This window comes from Rhodococcus sp. Leaf278 (assembly GCF_001426085.1).
Lineage (GTDB): Bacteria > Actinomycetota > Actinomycetes > Mycobacteriales > Mycobacteriaceae > Rhodococcoides.
In genome coordinates this window covers 29,315-45,479 of record NZ_LMRR01000002.1, presented here as the reverse complement: position 1 = coordinate 45,479, position 16,165 = coordinate 29,315, and the positions used below count along the sequence as shown (strand labels likewise).

The following is a 16,165-nucleotide window of genomic DNA, read 5'->3' as shown; positions in this document are numbered from 1 at the left end:
TCAGGAGTCTGTGAACGATGCCTGCAGACTTTGCAGGATGTCCGCTCGCTGGTCGAGGGCTCCAGCGGCGGCCTCGGCGGCCACCGAAGTGATCGTCGAGGCGAGTGCGCGAGCGGTCACCGATCCGAGGTTCTCGGCGAGTTCGAGTTCGACCATGGCACCCGATCCATCGGCGACGACGGTCGCCAGGTTGTCGGCAGAGGTGACTCGAAACCTGATGCGGTCCAGCCGCTCGTGAGTCTCGCGCAGGGTGTCCAGACGGTGCTGGGCACTGCCGACCAGAGCGTCCAGTTCGGTGGTGTGCGCGTGGGTCATACCGGCCTCAGCCAACTCGCGGGCGCAACGTCCTCGGCGAGGTCCTCGTTCGCGGCGGCCGCGACTCGGGCGCTCGTGGGTAGTCCGAGGCGATCGAGAACCTCGGCAGGAACGCCGTCCTCGGCCAGCACGGTCCGGCGCTGGGCGCGAGCTGTGGCGCTCGCCCGTTCGCATTGCTGCAGAATTGTCGCTGCCAACACGGTTCCGCCGTAACGCATTTCGCGGTCATCGATGGCGACTGCGATCGGTAGCCCGTGTTCGGTGGAGCGCACCGTCACCGATCCAGATCTGGTGCCCGACACCGCGGTGAAGGTCGAGTCGGTTGTTACCTGGCCCGTCATCAGGTCGCCTCTCATTCGGTCGGACGGTAGAAGCCCTTGAAGCCCATACCGCTGTTGGTCGTTCGGATCGGTCCGACCTGTACCGGGTCTCCGGCTTCGACCAGCTGGCCGTTGCCGATGACCATGGCCACGTGCCCGTCCCAGACCGCGAGGTCGCCGGGCATGAGGTCACTCGGTGCCACGGCGGTGCCGATGTCCTGTTCCTGAGCCAGGCGGGGGATCTCGACGCCCTGCTGCGAGTACGCCCACTGCGTCAATCCGCTGCAGTCGAGCCCGGTGCCCGGCGTGGTGCCGCCCCACGCGTAGGGCACGCCCTGTTGCGTCAATGCACTACGAACGGCACCGGCCGCCTCGGGGTTCGGTGCGGTGACGGTACTGCCGTCGGGCAACTGGACGTCGACTCCACTACCGGCGCTGTCGGTCGACCGGGACGGGTCGGTTGCCGGACCACCCAGATAGTTCAGCGCGCCACCGCCGGGCGCGTCGGCTCCGCCGGCAGGGGAGGCGACCGACTGCGCGAACGTCTTCGCCAGCTTCTCGCCGGCCTCGATCACCTGCGACGTCGCAGGTGAGGTCATGAGATTCGAGGGTGAACCCGGACTCGGTACCGGTTCTCCGCCCACCGGAGCAGGCACCGTCGGCGGGGCGGCGAGTGCTCCGACTTTCGCAGTGTGCGCTGCCAATTCGGCGCGAACACGCGCAACCACCACCAGCGCCCGCTCGAGGTGCTCGATCGCTGCCGAGATCAGCATGGTCTGTCCTACCGGTGAAGCGATGATCGGCCCGGCCGAGAGGGCGATACCCACGAACGACGCCGCGATGGCCTGCAGTTCGAGGAAACCCTGATTGGTATCGCGGCAGGCCTGATCGACGACGGCCGCGATGTCGTCGGCGTGGTCCGCGAGGGCGATCGCGGACGAGTGTGCGTCCTCGGCGTACCGAATTGCGGCGTCGGCGGCGGCCCCGTTCCAATTCGCGGCGAGCTCGGTGATCGCGACCCTGCCGATTCCCTGCGCCGCCTCGATCGCTGCCGAGGACACGCGAAGCACATCGGCCGGACCGCCGGTGGGCAGCGCTCCGCTGCCGAAAGCACCGAGTAGATCGACGATCGGACGGGCCAAAAGATCGATCACGGCAGCTACCGCGCGTCCGGCGTAAGTGCGGCCGCCGAGCCCACGACGGATGCTCCGGTGCCGGCATCGGTGAGGGCGTACGAGACGGCCGATGCCGTGGCCGCGGACCCTATGCTGGCCACCGCTCCGGCCAAGCGCACGACGGCGTCCGTATGCGCAAGATGGGTACCGGCGGCGGCCCCCAGAAATTCTTGTCCGATCAGACCGAACACCGGTGCGAGCACGGCGGGCCCGCACGCAGCTGCGGCAGCACCCGCCGCGGCGATCTGTTGGGCCATGGTCGACGCCACCGCACTGTAGGCGAGGACTCCCTCGGTATCGACGACGAGTTCGGCCATCAGTGCCCCCTGAGAAAAGCAATCGATTCACGGGCGCCGAGTGCGACGCCCAACTTGTTCGACGCGGATGCCCGGCATTCGGTTCCCCTGACTTGCCGTTCGCGTCCGACCCCCGAAGTCCTATCCTGGACGGCATGGAAACACACGTGGTCGACCACCCACTGGCCGCAGCACTGCTCACCACGATGCGGGACGAGCGCAGCGACAATGCCACGTTCCGGACGGCTCTTCGCCAACTGACCCACATGCTGGTCTACGAGGCCACCCGAGACGCCGCCATCGACACCTTCGAGGTGCGCACCCCCGTCGCCGTGACCGAGGGCACCAGGCTGGCTCGCCCGCCGCTGCTCGTACCGGTTCTGCGTGCAGGTCTGGGCATGGTGGAGAAGGCCAGCAGTCTGATCCCGCAGTCCGGCGTCGGATTCGTCGGGATGGCCCGGGACGAACAGACGCATCAGCCCGTCCCGTACATGGAGTCCTTGCCCGACGACCTCTCGCAGACGCCGGTGTACGTGCTGGACCCCATGCTGGCCACCGGCGGTTCCATGGTGCACACCATCGAACTGCTCGTCGGTCGCGGTGCAGCGGAGGTGACGGCCATCTGCGTCGTGGCCGCTCCCGAAGGTGTTGCCGCGCTCGAAGCCTCGGGTCTGCCGGTGCGATTGGTGGCAGCGAGCATCGACGACGGCCTGAACGAGAATGCGTTCATCGTCCCCGGTCTCGGTGACGCGGGCGATCGTCAGTTCGGTCCGCGCTGACCGGCAGTCCCGCGGCGAGATTGGTGCTGGGAGTCTCGTGGCCTTCGGACGCGTCCACCAGTCCGAGCCTGCGGTTGCTCGACGTCGACACAGAGCAGCTCGAGTTCCTCGAATTGGTCGGACGCAGACTCGGTTTCCGTGCGCTGGGTTCCTCGACCGATCGCTACTGCACCGGGCGAACGGCCTTCAGGGCAGACGGTCCACCGCGTTACGTTCCCTGCCCCGGTAGGGAGCGGGCTGTCGGGGCGAGTCAGTGCGAGGCGTGCGCCGGCAAGGACAGCTTCAGGTTCGTGCACACCGTGCATCGCAGCGGCTTCGTCTCGCGTGATCTGGAAAAGCATGTCATGCAGCCACATTGGCTCTACCTGGCTGCTTTTGCCAACGGAGCCTTCAAGATCGGCACGGCGGCCGATACACGCAAGTGGGGCCGGCTCGCCGAGCAGGGGGCTATCAGTGCGCGGTACGTCGCCCACGCCGACGACGGGAAAGCGGTTCGGGTGGCCGAGGATCTCGTGACCGAGTCGATGGGGCTTCGGCAAGCAGTGCGATCCACGGTGAAGGCGGCCTCGCTGTGTCTACCGATCGACGTCGGGAAGCTCGACGCCGCCACCGCCCGCCGCGCAGTACAGGTCCGCGAGATGTTGTCCGGCGCGGGCATCGCTGGGTGCACTCCGATCGACGATCGGTGGACGCCGCCTGCTGGTCGTGAAGCGTTGAGCGAGAACGTCAGTCGCGTTGCCTACCCCGCCGATGTCGCGACCGGATCCCACGGACTGGCGATCAGGACATGCGTCGGGCAGGCGGTGATCGCGACCGTGGACGACGACACCTACGTCGCGGATCTGGCAGCACTCAAGGGTCGGCGAATCGAACTCGGGGCCTTCACGTCCGATTTGCCTGCGGTGCAGTCGGCGCTCTTCTGAGGGTTGGTCGACGCTCAGAGGTGCTGGGCGAAGTCGGTCAGTTCGACGAGGATCTGGCCTGCTGCTGTCCGTGCTCTCGGCAGGTCCTCTGGGCCGTCGACCGGCTCGATCACTTCGAGGTAGGCCTTGAGTTTGGGTTCGGTGCCGGACGGCCGCACGATCGCCCGCAGCCCCGATCCCCTGATTTCGACTGCGTCGGTACGTAATTCGTCGTCGCGCTGGGCATAATCCTGAGCGGCGACAGCGCGGCCGGCCAGTGTCGTCGGTGGTTCACTACGCAACCTGCGCATCATGTTCCCGATCTCGGCGAGGTCCTCGACCCGCCGCGAGACCTGCGCACCCAGGTGCACCCCGAACTCGACCGCGAGCTCGTCGAGTACGTCGAGCAGAGTGCGACGGTCCTGCTTCAAGCCGGCGGCCAGATCTGTGAGCACCACCGCCGCCGAGATACCGTCCTTGTCGCGCACGACATTCGGATCGACGCAGTGTCCGATGGCCTCCTCGTAGGCGTACACGAGACCGTCGCCGGCGCGGACCAACCACTTGAAACCGGTCAGCGTGCGGGCATAGCGGGCACCACGCGCCGGAGCGAGTGCAGAGAGCAGCTGCGACGAGACGATGGTGTTGGCCACCAACGGGTCGGCCGTCGAACCGCTCAGCACGTAGTTCGCGAGCAAGGCTCCCGTCTCGTCCCCGGTCAGCATTCGCCACCCGTCCGGCCCCAGAACTCCGACCGCACAGCGATCGGCATCGGGGTCGAGGGCGATCGCGATATCGGCGTCGATCTCGGCCGCAAGAGCGAGCACCGCATCGGCGGCACCCGGCTCCTCGGGGTTGGGGAACGTGACGGTAGGGAAAGCCGGGTCGGGCTCGAATTGCTCCTCGACCACCTGAACGTCGCGGAAACCTGCTCCACGCAGCGCAGCGGTGGCCAGCTCGCCGCCGACGCCGTGCAGTGCCGTGAGAGCGATGCGGAGATCTCGGCGAGTCGAACGGGGCAGTGCAACAACCGAATCGAGGTATCGCGCAGCGATGTCGCTACCACTGGGTTCGACGATCGAACGGGGAACGTCGACCGCGTCACCGGTGGCGGCGATCAGCGTCTCGATCTCCGCGTCACTCGGCGGGATCAATTGCGAACCGCCGCGAAGGTACACCTTGTAGCCGTTGTCCGCCGCGGGGTTGTGCGACGCGGTGATCTGCACGCCGAGTTCGGCATCGAGGGCCCGTACCGCGAAGGCGACGACGGGAGTCGGGAGCGGTCGAGGCAGCAACACCACCGAAAAGCCCTGAGCGGTCAGGGTTTCCGCGGCCGCGAAAGCGAACTGTTCGGAGCCGGTTCTGGCGTCGCGACCGACGACGACGGTAGAGCCGCCGAGGCCCTTCTCGGTCAACCAGGCTGCGATACCGGCAGTGGTCTTCACCACCACCGCGACGTTCATGCCGTTCGGTCCCGCGCGTACCGGTCCTCGCAAGCCCGCCGTACCGAACGTCAGGGGGCCGCTGAACCGATCGGCGAGTTCGGCATCGGACAGGCCGTCCAGTTCCTCGCGGGTAGCGGGGTCCGGATCGCCGGCGATCCAGCGCTGCACGCGTTCGGCGAGCTCCTCGGTCACAGTCGAGAGACCAATTCGTGCAGCAGGGCACCCATTCGGGCAGCGGAATCCTTACCGGCAGCGAGTACTTCGGTGTGGTTCAGGTGCTCGCCGGTCATTCCGGCCGCGAGATTGGTGACCAGTGAGATGCCGAGGACTCGAGCGCCCTTCGCCCGCGCGGCGATCGTCTCGTGCACCGTCGACATACCCACGAGGTCTGCGCCGAGAGTGCGCAGCATCCGGATCTCGGCAGGCGTCTCGTAGTGGGGGCCGGGTAGACCCGCGTAGACGCCGTCTTCGAGCGACGGATCGATCTGGGCTGCCAGAGCGCGAAGTTCGGGTGAGTACGCGTCGACCAGATCGACGAACTCGGCTCCGACCAGAGGCGAGCGAGCTGTGAGGTTGAGGTGGTCGCAAATGAGGACGGGCTGCCCGACGCTCATGCCGTCGCGGATTCCGCCTGCGGCATTGGTCAGCACGACGGTGGTCGCGCCTGCGGCGATCGCCGTGCGCACGGGGTGCACGACGCGTCGCAGGTCGTGACCTTCGTAGGCATGGGTGCGCCCCTGCAGTAGCAGGGTGTGGGTGCCGCCGACGTCCACCGAGGTGATGGTGCCGGAGTGACCCGATGCCGACGGCGGCGCGAAACCGGGCAGGTCGGCCATACGCACGGTCGCGGTGGGGGAGCCGAAGACGTCGGCTGCTGCCTGCCAGCCGGAGCCGAGCACGATGGCCACGGAATGGGTGTCGACTCCGGTCGCCGCGGCGAGAGCGTCGGCCGCGGTGCGTGCGGCCCCCTCGGGATCGGTCACGGGGTCGGTCTCATGTGCGTCGGTGGTTGCCACGATGAACAACAGTAGGAGATCGACGCGATGGATGTGCGACCGATGGAGGTTGCCACCAGCAAGTTACTCCCGAGTAGTATCCGCTGCATGCCTTATCTCGAAAGCGACGGCGACGTCCATATCCTGTTCCTCGGTGCCCAGGACGGCGCGAACAACCCGGAGAATCGATTCCACCCGGACTGGATCGACGCCGTCCACGCGCTGCTCGACGAGGTCGAGGCGTCGACCGGTCCGGCGGCACTGGTCACCACGTCGGCGGGCAAGTTCTACACCAACGGTCTCGACACCGATTGGCTCTTCGCCAACCTGGACAAGATCACCTGGTATCTCGATCGCGTCCACACGCTCTACACCCGGTTGCTCGCCTTCCCGATGGCCACCGTCGCTGCTGTGCAAGGCCACGCGTTCGGAGCCGGCGCGATGCTCGCCACCTCGCACGACTTCCGCATCCAACGCGTCGATCGCGGCTTCTACTGCTTGCCCGAGGTCAACCTGAACATGCCGTTCACCGTGGGAATGTCCGCATTGATCAATTCCCGGCTTCCCAAGCAGACCGCCGTCGATGCCATGACGACCGGACGCCGTTACGGCGGTGCCGACGCGCTGGCCGCGGGAATCGTCGAGTCGACTGCTCCCGAGGAATCGCTCGTCTCCGACGCAGTTGCCAAGGCTGCGGCACTGACCAGCACCCGGGGCGCGAACCTGGCGGGGATCAAGAGCCGCATTCACGTCGACCTGCTGGCCGCGCTGAACACCGCAACCGACGACAGCAACTTCAGCTTCGGAAAGTAGACGCCTCGTCTCTTTCTGCAACTCGGCACAGCCGTTCCGACTCTCGGCCACGCTAGTGACACACTGTCTCTCGTGATCGACGAATCGAACAGCGCTGCGGCGGGCGAGGCGATGGGCCGCGCCCTGGCGACCGTCACGGACGAACTGGTCGCGCTGTCGCACTCGATTCACGCGGAACCGGAGCTGGCGTTCGAGGAACATCGCAGCGTCGCCAAGATTCTCGATACGCTCCGAGCTCACGATTTCGAGGTCGAGACGGCCGTCGCAGGTCTGGACACCGCGTTCACTGCGTCGTTCGGCAGCGGTGATCTGGTGATCGGTATCTGTGCGGAGTACGACGCCCTGCCCGAGATCGGTCATGCGTGCGGGCACAACATCATTGCGGCGTCCGCGGTGGGGGCGGCGCTGGCACTCGCTCCGGTAGCCGATGATCTGGGCATCACTGTCCGAGTGCTCGGCACCCCGGCCGAGGAGACCGGCGGCGGCAAGGTGCTGATGCTCGAGCGCGGAGTGTTCGACGGCATCGGTGCGGCTCTGATGGTCCACCCCGGGCCGTTCGACATCGTCGGGGCGACCTCGCTGGCACTGGCCGACGTCGCCGTGAAGTTCACCGGCCGCGCCGCGCACGCGTCGGCAGCTCCTGAATGGGGAATCAACGCCGGCGATGCGGTGACCATCAGCCAGGTGGCACTCGGTCTGCTGCGCCAGCACCTGGCACCGGGTCAGCAATTCCACGGCATCGTCAGCGACGGCGGGGTGGCACCGAACATCGTTCCCGGCCATGCCGAGTTGCTGTACTACCTGCGGGCGAACACCACGGAGTCGCTGGAGACTCTGACGACGAAGGCGTTCGCGTGTTTCGAGGCCGGGGCCCTCGCCACCGGGTGTACGCACGAGATTCGTACGGTCTCACCGACATACGCTGCGTTGACGCCGGATTCGTGGCTGGTCGCGGCTTTTCGTCAGGAGATCGAAGCGTTGGGCCGATCGCCGTTGGCTCCGGATTTGGAAGGATTTCGCCCGTTGGGCAGCACAGACATGGGAAACGTGACGAATGTTCTACCCGGTATTCATCCCGTTGTCGGACTCGACGCGGGTGGGGCGGTGACGCATCAGCCGGAGTTCGCCGCCGCATGTGTCACCGAGTCCGCCGACCGAGCACTGCGTGACGGTGCCCTCGGTCTGGCCAGGACTGCCGCACGAGCTGCGGCCGATCCCGGTACTCGGGCCCGCCTGCTCGACGGCGTGATCGCCCGATCGGCTGGGCAACTGTGAACCCTCGTGAGGCGCAGATCGATCGGTGGATCGAGTCGCACACGGCAGATCTGTCGCTGTGGCGTCGGCACATTCACGCGAACCCTGAGCTCGCTCGACGCGAATTCGGCACAACGGCATTCGTGATCGAACAGCTGGAAGCAGCAGGTCTGTCACCCAAGCCCCTCCCCGGCGGAACGGGGTTGATCTGTGACATCGGACCCGACGGTCCTCGGGTCGCGCTGCGGGCAGACATGGATGCTCTACCGCTGCAGGAGAACACCGGCGCGGCGTATTCGTCGACCGTGCCCGGGGTCTCGCACGCCTGCGGCCACGACGCACACACCACGGTGCTGCTCGCGACCGGGCTTGCGCTGGCGTCCCTGCCGGACCTGCAGTACGGGGTACGCCTGATCTTTCAGCCCGCCGAGGAAGTCATGCCGGGCGGTGCGCTCGACGCAGTGGCCGCGGGAGCGCTCGACGGTGTCACCAAGATCTTTGCGCTGCACTGTGATCCGCGGCTCGAGGTCGGGCAGGTCGGCGTGCGCCTCGGTGCCATCACCTCTGCGGCCGACACCGTCGAGCTCCGGCTGGATTCACCCGGCGGACATACGTCTCGGCCGCACCTGACCACCGATCTGATCTACGCATTGGGCACCGTCATCACCGGCCTGCCCGGAATGTTGAGCAGGCGCATCGATCCGCGGACCAGCACGGTCATGGTGTGGGGAGCGGTGGTCGCGGGCCAGGCCCCCAACGCCATTCCGCAGACCGGCATGCTGACCGGGACCGTGCGCACCGGCGATCACGAAACCTGGGCGTTGCTCGAACCGTTGGTCCGCGAGATCGTCACCGGCTTGCTCGCACCCACCGGGGTGCAGTTCGAGTTGCACTACCGCCGCGGCGTACCACCGGTTGTCAACGATCCGGCGTCCACACACACGTTCGAGAAGGCGATCGGACGGGTCGGACCCGACGCGTTGGCCGATACTGCGCAGTCCGGTGGCGGCGAGGATTTCTCGTGGTACCTCGAAAGGGTGCCGGGGGCGATGGCTCGGCTGGGCGTCTGGCCCGGTACCGGGCCTCAACTCGACATCCATCAGCCGACGTTCGATCTCGACGAGCGAGCACTGGCCGTGGGCGTGAAGGTGATGACCGGAATCGCGCTGGATCCGAACTAGGGGCAGGGGCTGGATGGCTATCGAAGTGTCGCCGATCGGAATCGTTCGATCCGATCGCGCCGAGGTGGTGGACGACAACTGGGGATCGGTCGAGTCCGTCATCGAACTCGACGAGACCGTGCTCGACGTCGACGCGACTCTCGGTCTTGCCGAGTTCTCTCACCTCGAGGTCGTCTGCGCCTTCCATCGGTGTGATCCCGGCGCGACGACCACCGGTGCGCGCCACCCCCGCGGTGATACGACGCTTCCTCGGGTGGGAGTCCTGGCCCAACGGGTCAAGGACCGGCCCAATAATCTCGGGGTGTCGCGGTGCGAGGTCGTCGGCGTGGAGGGACTTCGTATCCGAGTTCGAGGTCTCGACGCGATCGACGGCTCACCTGTCCTCGACGTCAAACCGTTCCTGCAATCCATGGTTCCGGATCGGGCGGACGTGACCGAGCCGGCCTGGGTGGCGTCGGTGATGAATAACTACTTCTGATCCGTCCTTCGAGCTACGAGGCTGTTCCGGGGCCGACGTTGCGGCTGTTGCGGGTTCGTAGGTCTCGCACGTATTCGGCTGGGGCACCGGCAATTTCCGCTGCTTCCGCCATCACCCCGAGGTAGCGGGCCGACGGCAGGCCACCTTCGTACGCGTCGAGTACGTACATCCACGCCAGGACCGGCTCACGGCCGGTCTCGATGCGCAGTCGAATCTTGCGGTGAATGCCGAGTTCGGAGCCCTCCCAGCGATCGAGACTCTCCTCGTCCTCGTCGGACACGTCGTAGAGCACGACGAAGACCTGCGAGTCGGGATCTTCGACGATCGTGGCCAGTGCGCCTTCCCAACCGATGTCGCCGCCGCCGAAGGTCAACCGCCACCCGTGCAGCCACCCGGTTCCCGACAGGGGCGAGTGTGGGCATCGCTGCAACATCTGCTCCGGATGCATGTTCGATCCGTAGGCGGCATAAATTGGCACGTCGGCCAGCCTAAACCGTATCGGTGCCGGTTGACGCGTCGTGGTCCTGTTTCGGTGAGTCGTCGCAGGTCCGCCTGCTTCCGGGGTGACCGAAGCCAGCCCTACCGACGCGCCGGGGCTGCCTCTGCAATACCGTTGAGGGGACAAGGCGAGAGAATTTCGAGCACGCGAGAAGAGGATCAATGACCCGGATTGTGATCATCGGTGGTGGTCCGGCAGGGTACGAAGCAGCTTTGGTGGCCGCCCAGCACGGCGGACAGGTGACGCTTGTCGATTCCGACGGTATCGGCGGTGCCTGCGTTCTGTGGGATTGCGTGCCCTCGAAGACGTTCATTGCGTCGACCGGCATACGCACCGAGATGCGTCGAGCCAGCGATCTGGGCATTTCGCTCGATCCATCGCAGGCTGCCGTCGCGCTTCCGAAGATTCACGACCGAGTCAGAAGCCTTGCGCAGGCACAGTCGGCCGATATCGCCCACCGCGTCACCTCGGTCGGCGTCGAAATCTTGGCCGGCCGCGCCGAGATGATCGACAGCCACGTCGGTATGGCCTCGCATCAGATCAAAGCGGTACTGGCCGACGGCGAGGAGCGGATTCTCGACGCCGATGTCGTGCTCATCGCGACCGGTGCCCGGCCTCGCGTGGTCAAGGGAGCCGAGCCCGACGGCGAGCGAATTCTGAACTGGCGTCAGCTCTACGATCTCGAGGCCCTGCCCGAGCACCTGGTGGTCGTCGGATCCGGTGTGACCGGTGCCGAGTTCGTCTCGGCCTACACCGAGATGGGCGTCAAGGTCACCGCGGTCTCGAGCCGTGATCGCGTCCTTCCGCACGAGGACGAGGACGCTGCTCTGGTCCTCGAAGACGCGTTCAACGAACGCGGCGTCACTCTCGTCAAGCATGCCCGGGCCGATTCGGTCGTCCGCACCGAGAACGGCGTTCTCGTCACGCTGTCGGACGGACGCACCGTCGAGGGCAGCCACGCGCTGATGACCGTCGGATCCGTTCCCAACACCTCCGGTCTGGGACTCGAGAAGGTCGGCATCGAACTCGACCAGGGCGGCTACCTGCGGGTGGACCGCGTCTCTCGTACCGCGGTCGCGGGAATTTACGCAGCCGGTGACTGCACCGGGCTCCTCCCACTGGCATCGGTAGCAGCGATGCAGGGACGTATTGCGATGTACCACGCGCTGGGTCAGGCCGTCAGCCCGATCAAGCTGAAGACCGTGGCTTCGGCTGTGTTCACGCGACCCGAGATCGCCTCGGTCGGCGTCGCGCAGTCCAAGATCGACGCCGGTGATGTGCCGGCGCGCGTGGTGATGCTGCCGCTCACCACAAATCCGCGAGCGAAGATGAGCGGGCTCAAGCGCGGCTTCGTCAAGATCTTCTGCCGCCCGGCCACCGGCGTCGTCATCGGTGGCGTGGTGGTCGCCCCGAGCGCGTCGGAGCTGATTCTGCCCATCGCGATGGCGGTGCAGAACAATCTGTCGGTGAACGACCTGGCGAACACGTTCTCGGTGTACCCGTCGCTGTCCGGTTCGGTCATCGAGGCTGCGCGTCAGCTGATGGCGCACGACGATCTGGATTGATCTCACAATGTGAGAATTGCGTTTCATATTTCGGTAGCACGTGAGACAGTCGAGGGAGCGGACACACCCGTCCGCTCTCTCCTCGACTCAGCGGATCCGCGGGCCGTTCCCTCGTTCCTGCTGCCCCGGAGTCTCTTTCATGTCTTCTACTCACTTTCCTGGCGGCTTGGCCCGACGCACCGCGTCGCTGTCCAGCTCGGCCATCCGTGATCTTCTTGCCCTCACCGCTCGCGACGACGTCATCAGCCTGGCGGGCGGTCTACCGGCCACGGATCTGATCCCGATCGACCGCATCGCGGCAGCTGCCGAAGCGGTGCTGCGGAGCCCCGATTCCGTCCAATACTGCGAGACCGCCGGTCATCGCACGCTGCGTAGTGTGATCGCGTCCCGAGAGAGCGCTGTGCGTGGGGGAGTGACGGTTCCGACGGACACCGTCGCCGTCACGCACGGATCGCAGCAGGCCCTGACCCTGCTCGCGCAGGCACTGATCGACCCGGGTGCCGTCGTCGTCGTCGACGAACCCGCGTATATCGGTGCGCTGCAGGTGTTCTCGATCGCCGAAGCGCGGATCGTGGCCATCCCCATCGACGCCGACGGAATGGATACCGCCGAACTGGAACGACGGTTGACGGCGGGCCTGCGCCCAGCCGTGGTCCACACGGTGGCGAACTTCCACAATCCTCGCGGGGTCACGATGAGTGAGCAGCGTCGGCGGCACCTCGCCGCGCTGGCCGATCACTACGGATTCTGGGTGATCGAGGACGACCCGTACGGCGAGATCTGGTTCGCCGCAACGGACCCAACGCAGGGTACGGGCGCTCCGCCACGGCCGATAGCCTGTTTCGGTGATCGAGTCATTCGGCTGTCCAGTGCATCGAAGATCCTGGCTCCTACTCTGCGCGTCGGCTGGTTCGTCGCACCGCCCGACGTGTGTGCAGCTGTGGAGCTCCTCAAGCAGGGTGCGGATCTGTGCGGTTCCTCGATGACGCAGCTGATGGCAGCGAACATGCTGGGCGACACTGCGTGGTTGGACACGCACTTGACGACACTGCGTCGCGAGTATGCCTGCCGTGCAATGGCATTGACCGGCGCGCTCGACGCCCAGTTCTCTGGGCTCACGGTCTCGCGCCCGACGGGCGGAATGTTCGCCTGGGCCACGTTCGAGGACGGGACCGACACGAGCGCGTTGCTCGAGGCCGCCCTGGAGCATGGAGTCGCTTTCGTTCCCGGTTCCGCGTTCGCGTCGGCCGAGCAATACGGGCGTTCGCTTCGGTTGAGCTTCGCGGGATCTGCCCCGAAGGAGCTGGCGGATGCGGTTCGGCGATTGGGCAGCGCACACGAGGCCATTCGAGTGCCCTGAGCGTCGTCAGCAGGTTCTGCGCCTGGCAGACCTGGGGCGGTAACCTGACATGCACGTAGTGTGCCGGGGTTTTTCGACGGATAGGGAGCGTCACAGTGAGCAACCGATCGAACACGAAGTTCCTCGGACCGACTCAGCGGGTGGAGGCGTGGGATCAGCTCGGAACCGAGCAGTTCGACGTCGTGGTCGTCGGCGGTGGCGTCGTCGGCTCCGGTGCGGCCCTCGACGCGGCGACGCGGGGACTGAAAGTCGCTCTGGTCGAGGCTCGAGATTACGCGTCGGGCACCTCGTCTCGCTCGTCGAAGATGTTCCACGGCGGTCTTCGCTACCTCGAGCAGCTCGAGTTCGGTCTCGTGCGCGAGGCGCTGCACGAGAGGGAACTGTCACTGTCGACGCTTGCACCGCACCTGGTCAAGCCGTTGAAATTCCTGTTTCCGCTCACCCATCGCCTGTGGGAGCGCCCGTACATCGCCGCGGGCATCTTTCTCTACGACCGAATGGGTGGGGCCAAATCGGTTCCGCAGCAGAAGCATCTGACGCGTTCCGGCGCATTGCGGATGTCGCCCGGCATCAAACGGAAGTCGCTGATCGGCGGAATTCGGTACTACGACACCGTCGTCGACGATGCCCGGCACACCATGACGGTCGCCAGAACGGCTGCTCACTACGGCGCGGTGGTTCGCACATCCACCCAGGTCGTCGGGTTCCTCCGTGAGGCAGATCGGGTGTCGGGTGTGCGAGTCCGAGATTCCGAGACCGGTGCCACCACCGAGGTGCGCGCACACGTGGTGATCAATGCCGCCGGAGTGTGGACCGACGAGATCCAAGCCCTGTCCAACATGCGCGGACGGTTCCGGGTAAGAGCCTCGAAGGGCGTGCACATCGTGGTGCCCCGCGATCGAATCGTCAGCGAGGCGGCGATCATTTTGCGCACCGACAAGTCCGTCCTCTTCATCATCCCGTGGGGTGCGCACTGGATCATCGGTACCACCGACACCGACTGGAATCTCGATCTTGCCCATCCGGCCGCGACCAAAGCCGACATCGACTACATCCTGGGTGAGGTCAACGGCGTGCTCGTCACCCCGCTCACCCACGAGGACATCGACGGTGTGTACGCGGGCCTGCGGCCGCTGCTGGCAGGCGAGAGTGACGAGACCTCCAAGCTCTCCCGCGAGCATGCGGTCGCTCGTGTGGCGCCGGGACTGATCGCCATCGCCGGCGGCAAGTACACGACCTACCGAGTGATGGCCGAGGACGCCGTCGATCTGGCCGCGGAGGACATCCCGGTGCGGGTGGCGTCATCGATCACCGAGAAGGTGCCCCTCGTCGGTGCCGACGGCTATTTCGCTCTGGTCAATCAGGCACCGCATCTGGGCGAGATGTACAACTTGCATCCGCATCGGGTGACGCATCTGCTCGATCGATACGGTTCGTTGATCGACGAGGTGCTGGCCATGGCCGACGGCAAACCCGAACTGCTGCAACCACTCACCGATGCACCGGCATACCTCCAGGTGGAGGTGGTGTACGCAGCTGCCGCGGAAGGCGCGTTGCATCTGGAGGACGTGCTGTCGCGTCGCACCCGAATTTCCATCGAGTACTCGCATCGTGGGATGAACTGCGCGGGTCAGGTGGCAGCGTTGATCGCACCCGTTCTGGGATGGGACGAGGCCATGGTCGATCGTGAAGTCGAAACCTACCGCGCCCGGGTGGAGGCCGAGATCGAGTCGCAGCGCCAGCCCGACGACGAGTCGGCAGACGCGCTGCGGGTCGTCGCTCCGGAAGCCCGACAGGAAATCCTGGAACCGGTTCGCGGGTTCTGAGTCAGCGCGCTCGAACCAGTGTCTTCGGTGCGTGAACCGCCGTCGCGCCGGAGACGGCCATGACCAGCAGGGTGAGTATCGCAAGTGTGAGCATGCGTTCCATGGTGATCGGCGAAGCTGTGAGCAGGCTTGGTCTTCGCTGACAGAACACCGTCAGACGGGTCCGGGTTGGCAGTGCGGGCAGTGGTAGATCTGCCGCTCCTCGAGCGGGTTGTCGCCGATCAGACCGAACTCGATGGTGGTTCCGCACCGTCGGCACGGCTTGTTCTCTCGGCCGTACACCCAGAAATGACGACCCGCCCGTCGATCTCCGGTGGTGACACGTTGGTTCCGATCCTTGTTGGCCATGATCAATCGATAGGACAGGTCGATCGTCTTCTTCAGGTCGCCGGCGTCGCCGACCGGTGTACGTGGGTCGACTCCGCGCAGAAAACAGATCTCGTTTCGATAGACGTTGCCGAGCCCGGCGATGTTGCGCTGATCGAGCAGCGCGAGCCCTATCGGCCGGGCCGGATCCGATTTCAGATTGGTCAGGGCGGCTTCTGGGTCCCAGTCCGTACCGAGCAGGTCGGGTCCGAGGTATCCGACGGCCTCCTCCTCGTCCTCGATGATGTCGAGCACTCCGAGTTCGAACCCGATGGCCTGCGCGGTCGCGGTGTTCAAGATGATGCGGGCCTGGAACGCCGGGCGACGCCACCTCGCACCGGGTGCATAGACGTGCCAGGTGCCCTCCATCTTCAGGTGCGAATGGATGGAATAGCCGCCGACTCGAATCAGCAGATGCTTGCCGCGCGACGCGACAGAGTCGACCGTCTTGCCGGTGAAATCCACTGTGGCATAACGTGGTACGCGCACATCACAGGTGGTGAGTTGCTGGCCTTCCAGCGCCGCCCGCAGAGTGTTGGCCGCGCGCCAGACCGTATCGCCCTCGGGCATCGGTGTCGGTGTCCTCTCTGGTGTTC

17 protein-coding genes are annotated in these 16,165 nt (G+C 66.0%); 9 read left to right on the top strand and 8 right to left on the bottom strand.

All coding sequences use genetic code 11. The annotated features are described in order from the left end of the window. Genes ASG84_RS27875 through ASG84_RS02980 form a run of 4 tightly spaced genes read right to left on the bottom strand, consistent with a single transcriptional unit; the run spans position 1 to position 2,127 of the window. Entirely contained in the window at positions 1 to 315 is a 315-nt protein-coding gene (locus tag ASG84_RS27875; RefSeq protein ID WP_057475575.1) for a YbaB/EbfC family nucleoid-associated protein, read from the bottom strand. Beyond that, positions 312 to 671 (bottom strand): hypothetical protein, encoded by a 360-nt coding sequence (locus tag ASG84_RS02990; protein WP_235581512.1) that lies wholly within the window; start codon positions 669 to 671, stop codon positions 312 to 314. The genes ASG84_RS27875 and ASG84_RS02990 overlap by 4 nt, the downstream gene beginning before the upstream one ends. Next, positions 668 to 1,789 carry a C40 family peptidase gene (locus ASG84_RS02985; protein ID WP_057475573.1) on the bottom strand — a complete coding sequence of 374 codons (1,122 nt, stop codon included), beginning with the start codon at positions 1,787 to 1,789 and terminating at the stop codon, positions 668 to 670. Before ASG84_RS02985 ends, ASG84_RS02990 begins: the two co-directional genes overlap by 4 nt. Positions 1,790 to 1,794: 5 nt before the next feature. After that, positions 1,795 to 2,127, bottom strand: a complete 333-nt coding sequence (locus ASG84_RS02980) for a type VII secretion target (RefSeq protein WP_082520753.1) — start codon at positions 2,125 to 2,127, stop codon at positions 1,795 to 1,797. Between the two features lie 134 nt (positions 2,128 to 2,261). On the opposite strand from ASG84_RS02980, the gene upp reads away from it, so the two are divergent. Together upp and ASG84_RS02970 are read left to right on the top strand one after the other, a co-directional pair. Further along, positions 2,262 to 2,885, top strand: coding sequence for a uracil phosphoribosyltransferase (upp, locus tag ASG84_RS02975; protein WP_057475572.1), 624 nt, complete (start codon positions 2,262 to 2,264; stop codon positions 2,883 to 2,885). A 23-nt stretch (positions 2,886 to 2,908) separates the two neighbouring features. Beyond that, the gene (locus tag ASG84_RS02970; protein ID WP_235581511.1) at positions 2,909 to 3,808 is read left to right on the top strand and encodes a DUF2797 domain-containing protein; all 900 of its coding nucleotides are present in this window, start codon (positions 2,909 to 2,911) and stop codon (positions 3,806 to 3,808) included. Between the two features lie 14 nt (positions 3,809 to 3,822). On the opposite strand, the gene ASG84_RS02965 is transcribed toward ASG84_RS02970, so the two are convergent. Further along, positions 3,823 to 5,424: a phospho-sugar mutase gene (locus tag ASG84_RS02965; protein ID WP_057475571.1), complete on the bottom strand. Its 1,602-nt coding sequence runs from the start codon at positions 5,422 to 5,424 to the stop codon at positions 3,823 to 3,825. Further along, positions 5,421 to 6,215, bottom strand: coding sequence for a purine-nucleoside phosphorylase (locus ASG84_RS02960; RefSeq protein WP_156399379.1), 795 nt, complete (start codon positions 6,213 to 6,215; stop codon positions 5,421 to 5,423). Before ASG84_RS02960 ends, ASG84_RS02965 begins: the two co-directional genes overlap by 4 nt. 120 nt (positions 6,216 to 6,335) lie before the next feature. On the opposite strand from ASG84_RS02960, the gene ASG84_RS02955 reads away from it, so the two are divergent. From ASG84_RS02955 to ASG84_RS02940, 4 genes are all read left to right on the top strand, one after another. After that, positions 6,336 to 7,040, top strand: coding sequence for an enoyl-CoA hydratase/isomerase family protein (locus ASG84_RS02955; RefSeq protein ID WP_057475779.1), 705 nt, complete (start codon positions 6,336 to 6,338; stop codon positions 7,038 to 7,040). Positions 7,041 to 7,151: 111 nt separating this feature from the next. After that, a complete protein-coding gene (locus ASG84_RS02950; RefSeq protein ID WP_057475778.1) occupies positions 7,152 to 8,315 on the top strand; it encodes a M20 family metallopeptidase in 1,164 nt (387 codons plus the stop codon). Beyond that, on the top strand, positions 8,312 to 9,475 hold the full coding sequence (locus ASG84_RS02945; RefSeq protein WP_057475570.1) for a M20 family metallopeptidase: 1,164 nt from the start codon (positions 8,312 to 8,314) through the stop codon (positions 9,473 to 9,475). Before ASG84_RS02950 ends, ASG84_RS02945 begins: the two co-directional genes overlap by 4 nt. 13 nt (positions 9,476 to 9,488) lie before the next feature. Continuing rightward, positions 9,489 to 9,953 (top strand): TrmO family methyltransferase domain-containing protein, encoded by a 465-nt coding sequence (locus tag ASG84_RS02940; protein ID WP_057475569.1) that lies wholly within the window; start codon positions 9,489 to 9,491, stop codon positions 9,951 to 9,953. Positions 9,954 to 9,966: 13 nt separating this feature from the next. Here ASG84_RS02940 and ASG84_RS02935 read toward each other — a convergent pair whose 3' ends face one another. Beyond that, on the bottom strand, positions 9,967 to 10,431 hold the full coding sequence (locus ASG84_RS02935) for a gamma-glutamylcyclotransferase (protein WP_032404793.1): 465 nt from the start codon (positions 10,429 to 10,431) through the stop codon (positions 9,967 to 9,969). 182 nt (positions 10,432 to 10,613) lie between these two features. Between ASG84_RS02935 and ASG84_RS02930 the strand changes: the two genes are divergently transcribed. From ASG84_RS02930 to glpD, 3 genes are all read left to right on the top strand, one after another. Beyond that, the gene (locus ASG84_RS02930; RefSeq protein WP_057475568.1) at positions 10,614 to 12,017 is read left to right on the top strand and encodes an NAD(P)H-quinone dehydrogenase; all 1,404 of its coding nucleotides are present in this window, start codon (positions 10,614 to 10,616) and stop codon (positions 12,015 to 12,017) included. Positions 12,018 to 12,156: 139 nt separating this feature from the next. Further along, positions 12,157 to 13,377: an aminotransferase-like domain-containing protein gene (locus ASG84_RS02925; protein WP_057475567.1), complete on the top strand. Its 1,221-nt coding sequence runs from the start codon at positions 12,157 to 12,159 to the stop codon at positions 13,375 to 13,377. A 95-nt stretch (positions 13,378 to 13,472) separates the two neighbouring features. Further along, positions 13,473 to 15,203, top strand: coding sequence for a glycerol-3-phosphate dehydrogenase (gene glpD / locus ASG84_RS02920; protein WP_057475566.1), 1,731 nt, complete (start codon positions 13,473 to 13,475; stop codon positions 15,201 to 15,203). Positions 15,204 to 15,356: 153 nt separating this feature from the next. On the opposite strand, the gene ASG84_RS02915 is transcribed toward glpD, so the two are convergent. Further along, positions 15,357 to 16,139 carry a DNA-formamidopyrimidine glycosylase family protein gene (locus tag ASG84_RS02915; RefSeq protein WP_057475565.1) on the bottom strand — a complete coding sequence of 261 codons (783 nt, stop codon included), beginning with the start codon at positions 16,137 to 16,139 and terminating at the stop codon, positions 15,357 to 15,359. Positions 16,140 to 16,165 lie beyond the last annotated feature (26 nt).

What these genes read in the sequence shown, in the direction of transcription:
- ASG84_RS27875 (WP_057475575.1), bottom strand. Translation starts at nt 315, where the DNA reads ATGACCCACGCGCACACCACCGAACTGGACGCTCTGGTCGGCAGTGCC.
- ASG84_RS02955 (WP_057475779.1), top strand. Translation starts at nt 6,336, where the DNA reads ATGCCTTATCTCGAAAGCGACGGCGACGTCCATATCCTGTTCCTCGGT.
- ASG84_RS02950 (WP_057475778.1), top strand. Translation starts at nt 7,152, where the DNA reads ATGGGCCGCGCCCTGGCGACCGTCACGGACGAACTGGTCGCGCTGTCG.
- ASG84_RS02915 (WP_057475565.1), bottom strand. Translation starts at nt 16,139, where the DNA reads ATGCCCGAGGGCGATACGGTCTGGCGCGCGGCCAACACTCTGCGGGCG.
- ASG84_RS02925 (WP_057475567.1), top strand. Translation starts at nt 12,157, where the DNA reads ATGTCTTCTACTCACTTTCCTGGCGGCTTGGCCCGACGCACCGCGTCG.
- ASG84_RS02990 (WP_235581512.1), bottom strand. Translation starts at nt 671, where the DNA reads ATGAGAGGCGACCTGATGACGGGCCAGGTAACAACCGACTCGACCTTC.
- ASG84_RS02940 (WP_057475569.1), top strand. Translation starts at nt 9,489, where the DNA reads ATGGCTATCGAAGTGTCGCCGATCGGAATCGTTCGATCCGATCGCGCC.
- upp (WP_057475572.1), top strand. Translation starts at nt 2,262, where the DNA reads ATGGAAACACACGTGGTCGACCACCCACTGGCCGCAGCACTGCTCACC.
- ASG84_RS02930 (WP_057475568.1), top strand. Translation starts at nt 10,614, where the DNA reads ATGACCCGGATTGTGATCATCGGTGGTGGTCCGGCAGGGTACGAAGCA.
- ASG84_RS02980 (WP_082520753.1), bottom strand. Translation starts at nt 2,127, where the DNA reads ATGGCCGAACTCGTCGTCGATACCGAGGGAGTCCTCGCCTACAGTGCG.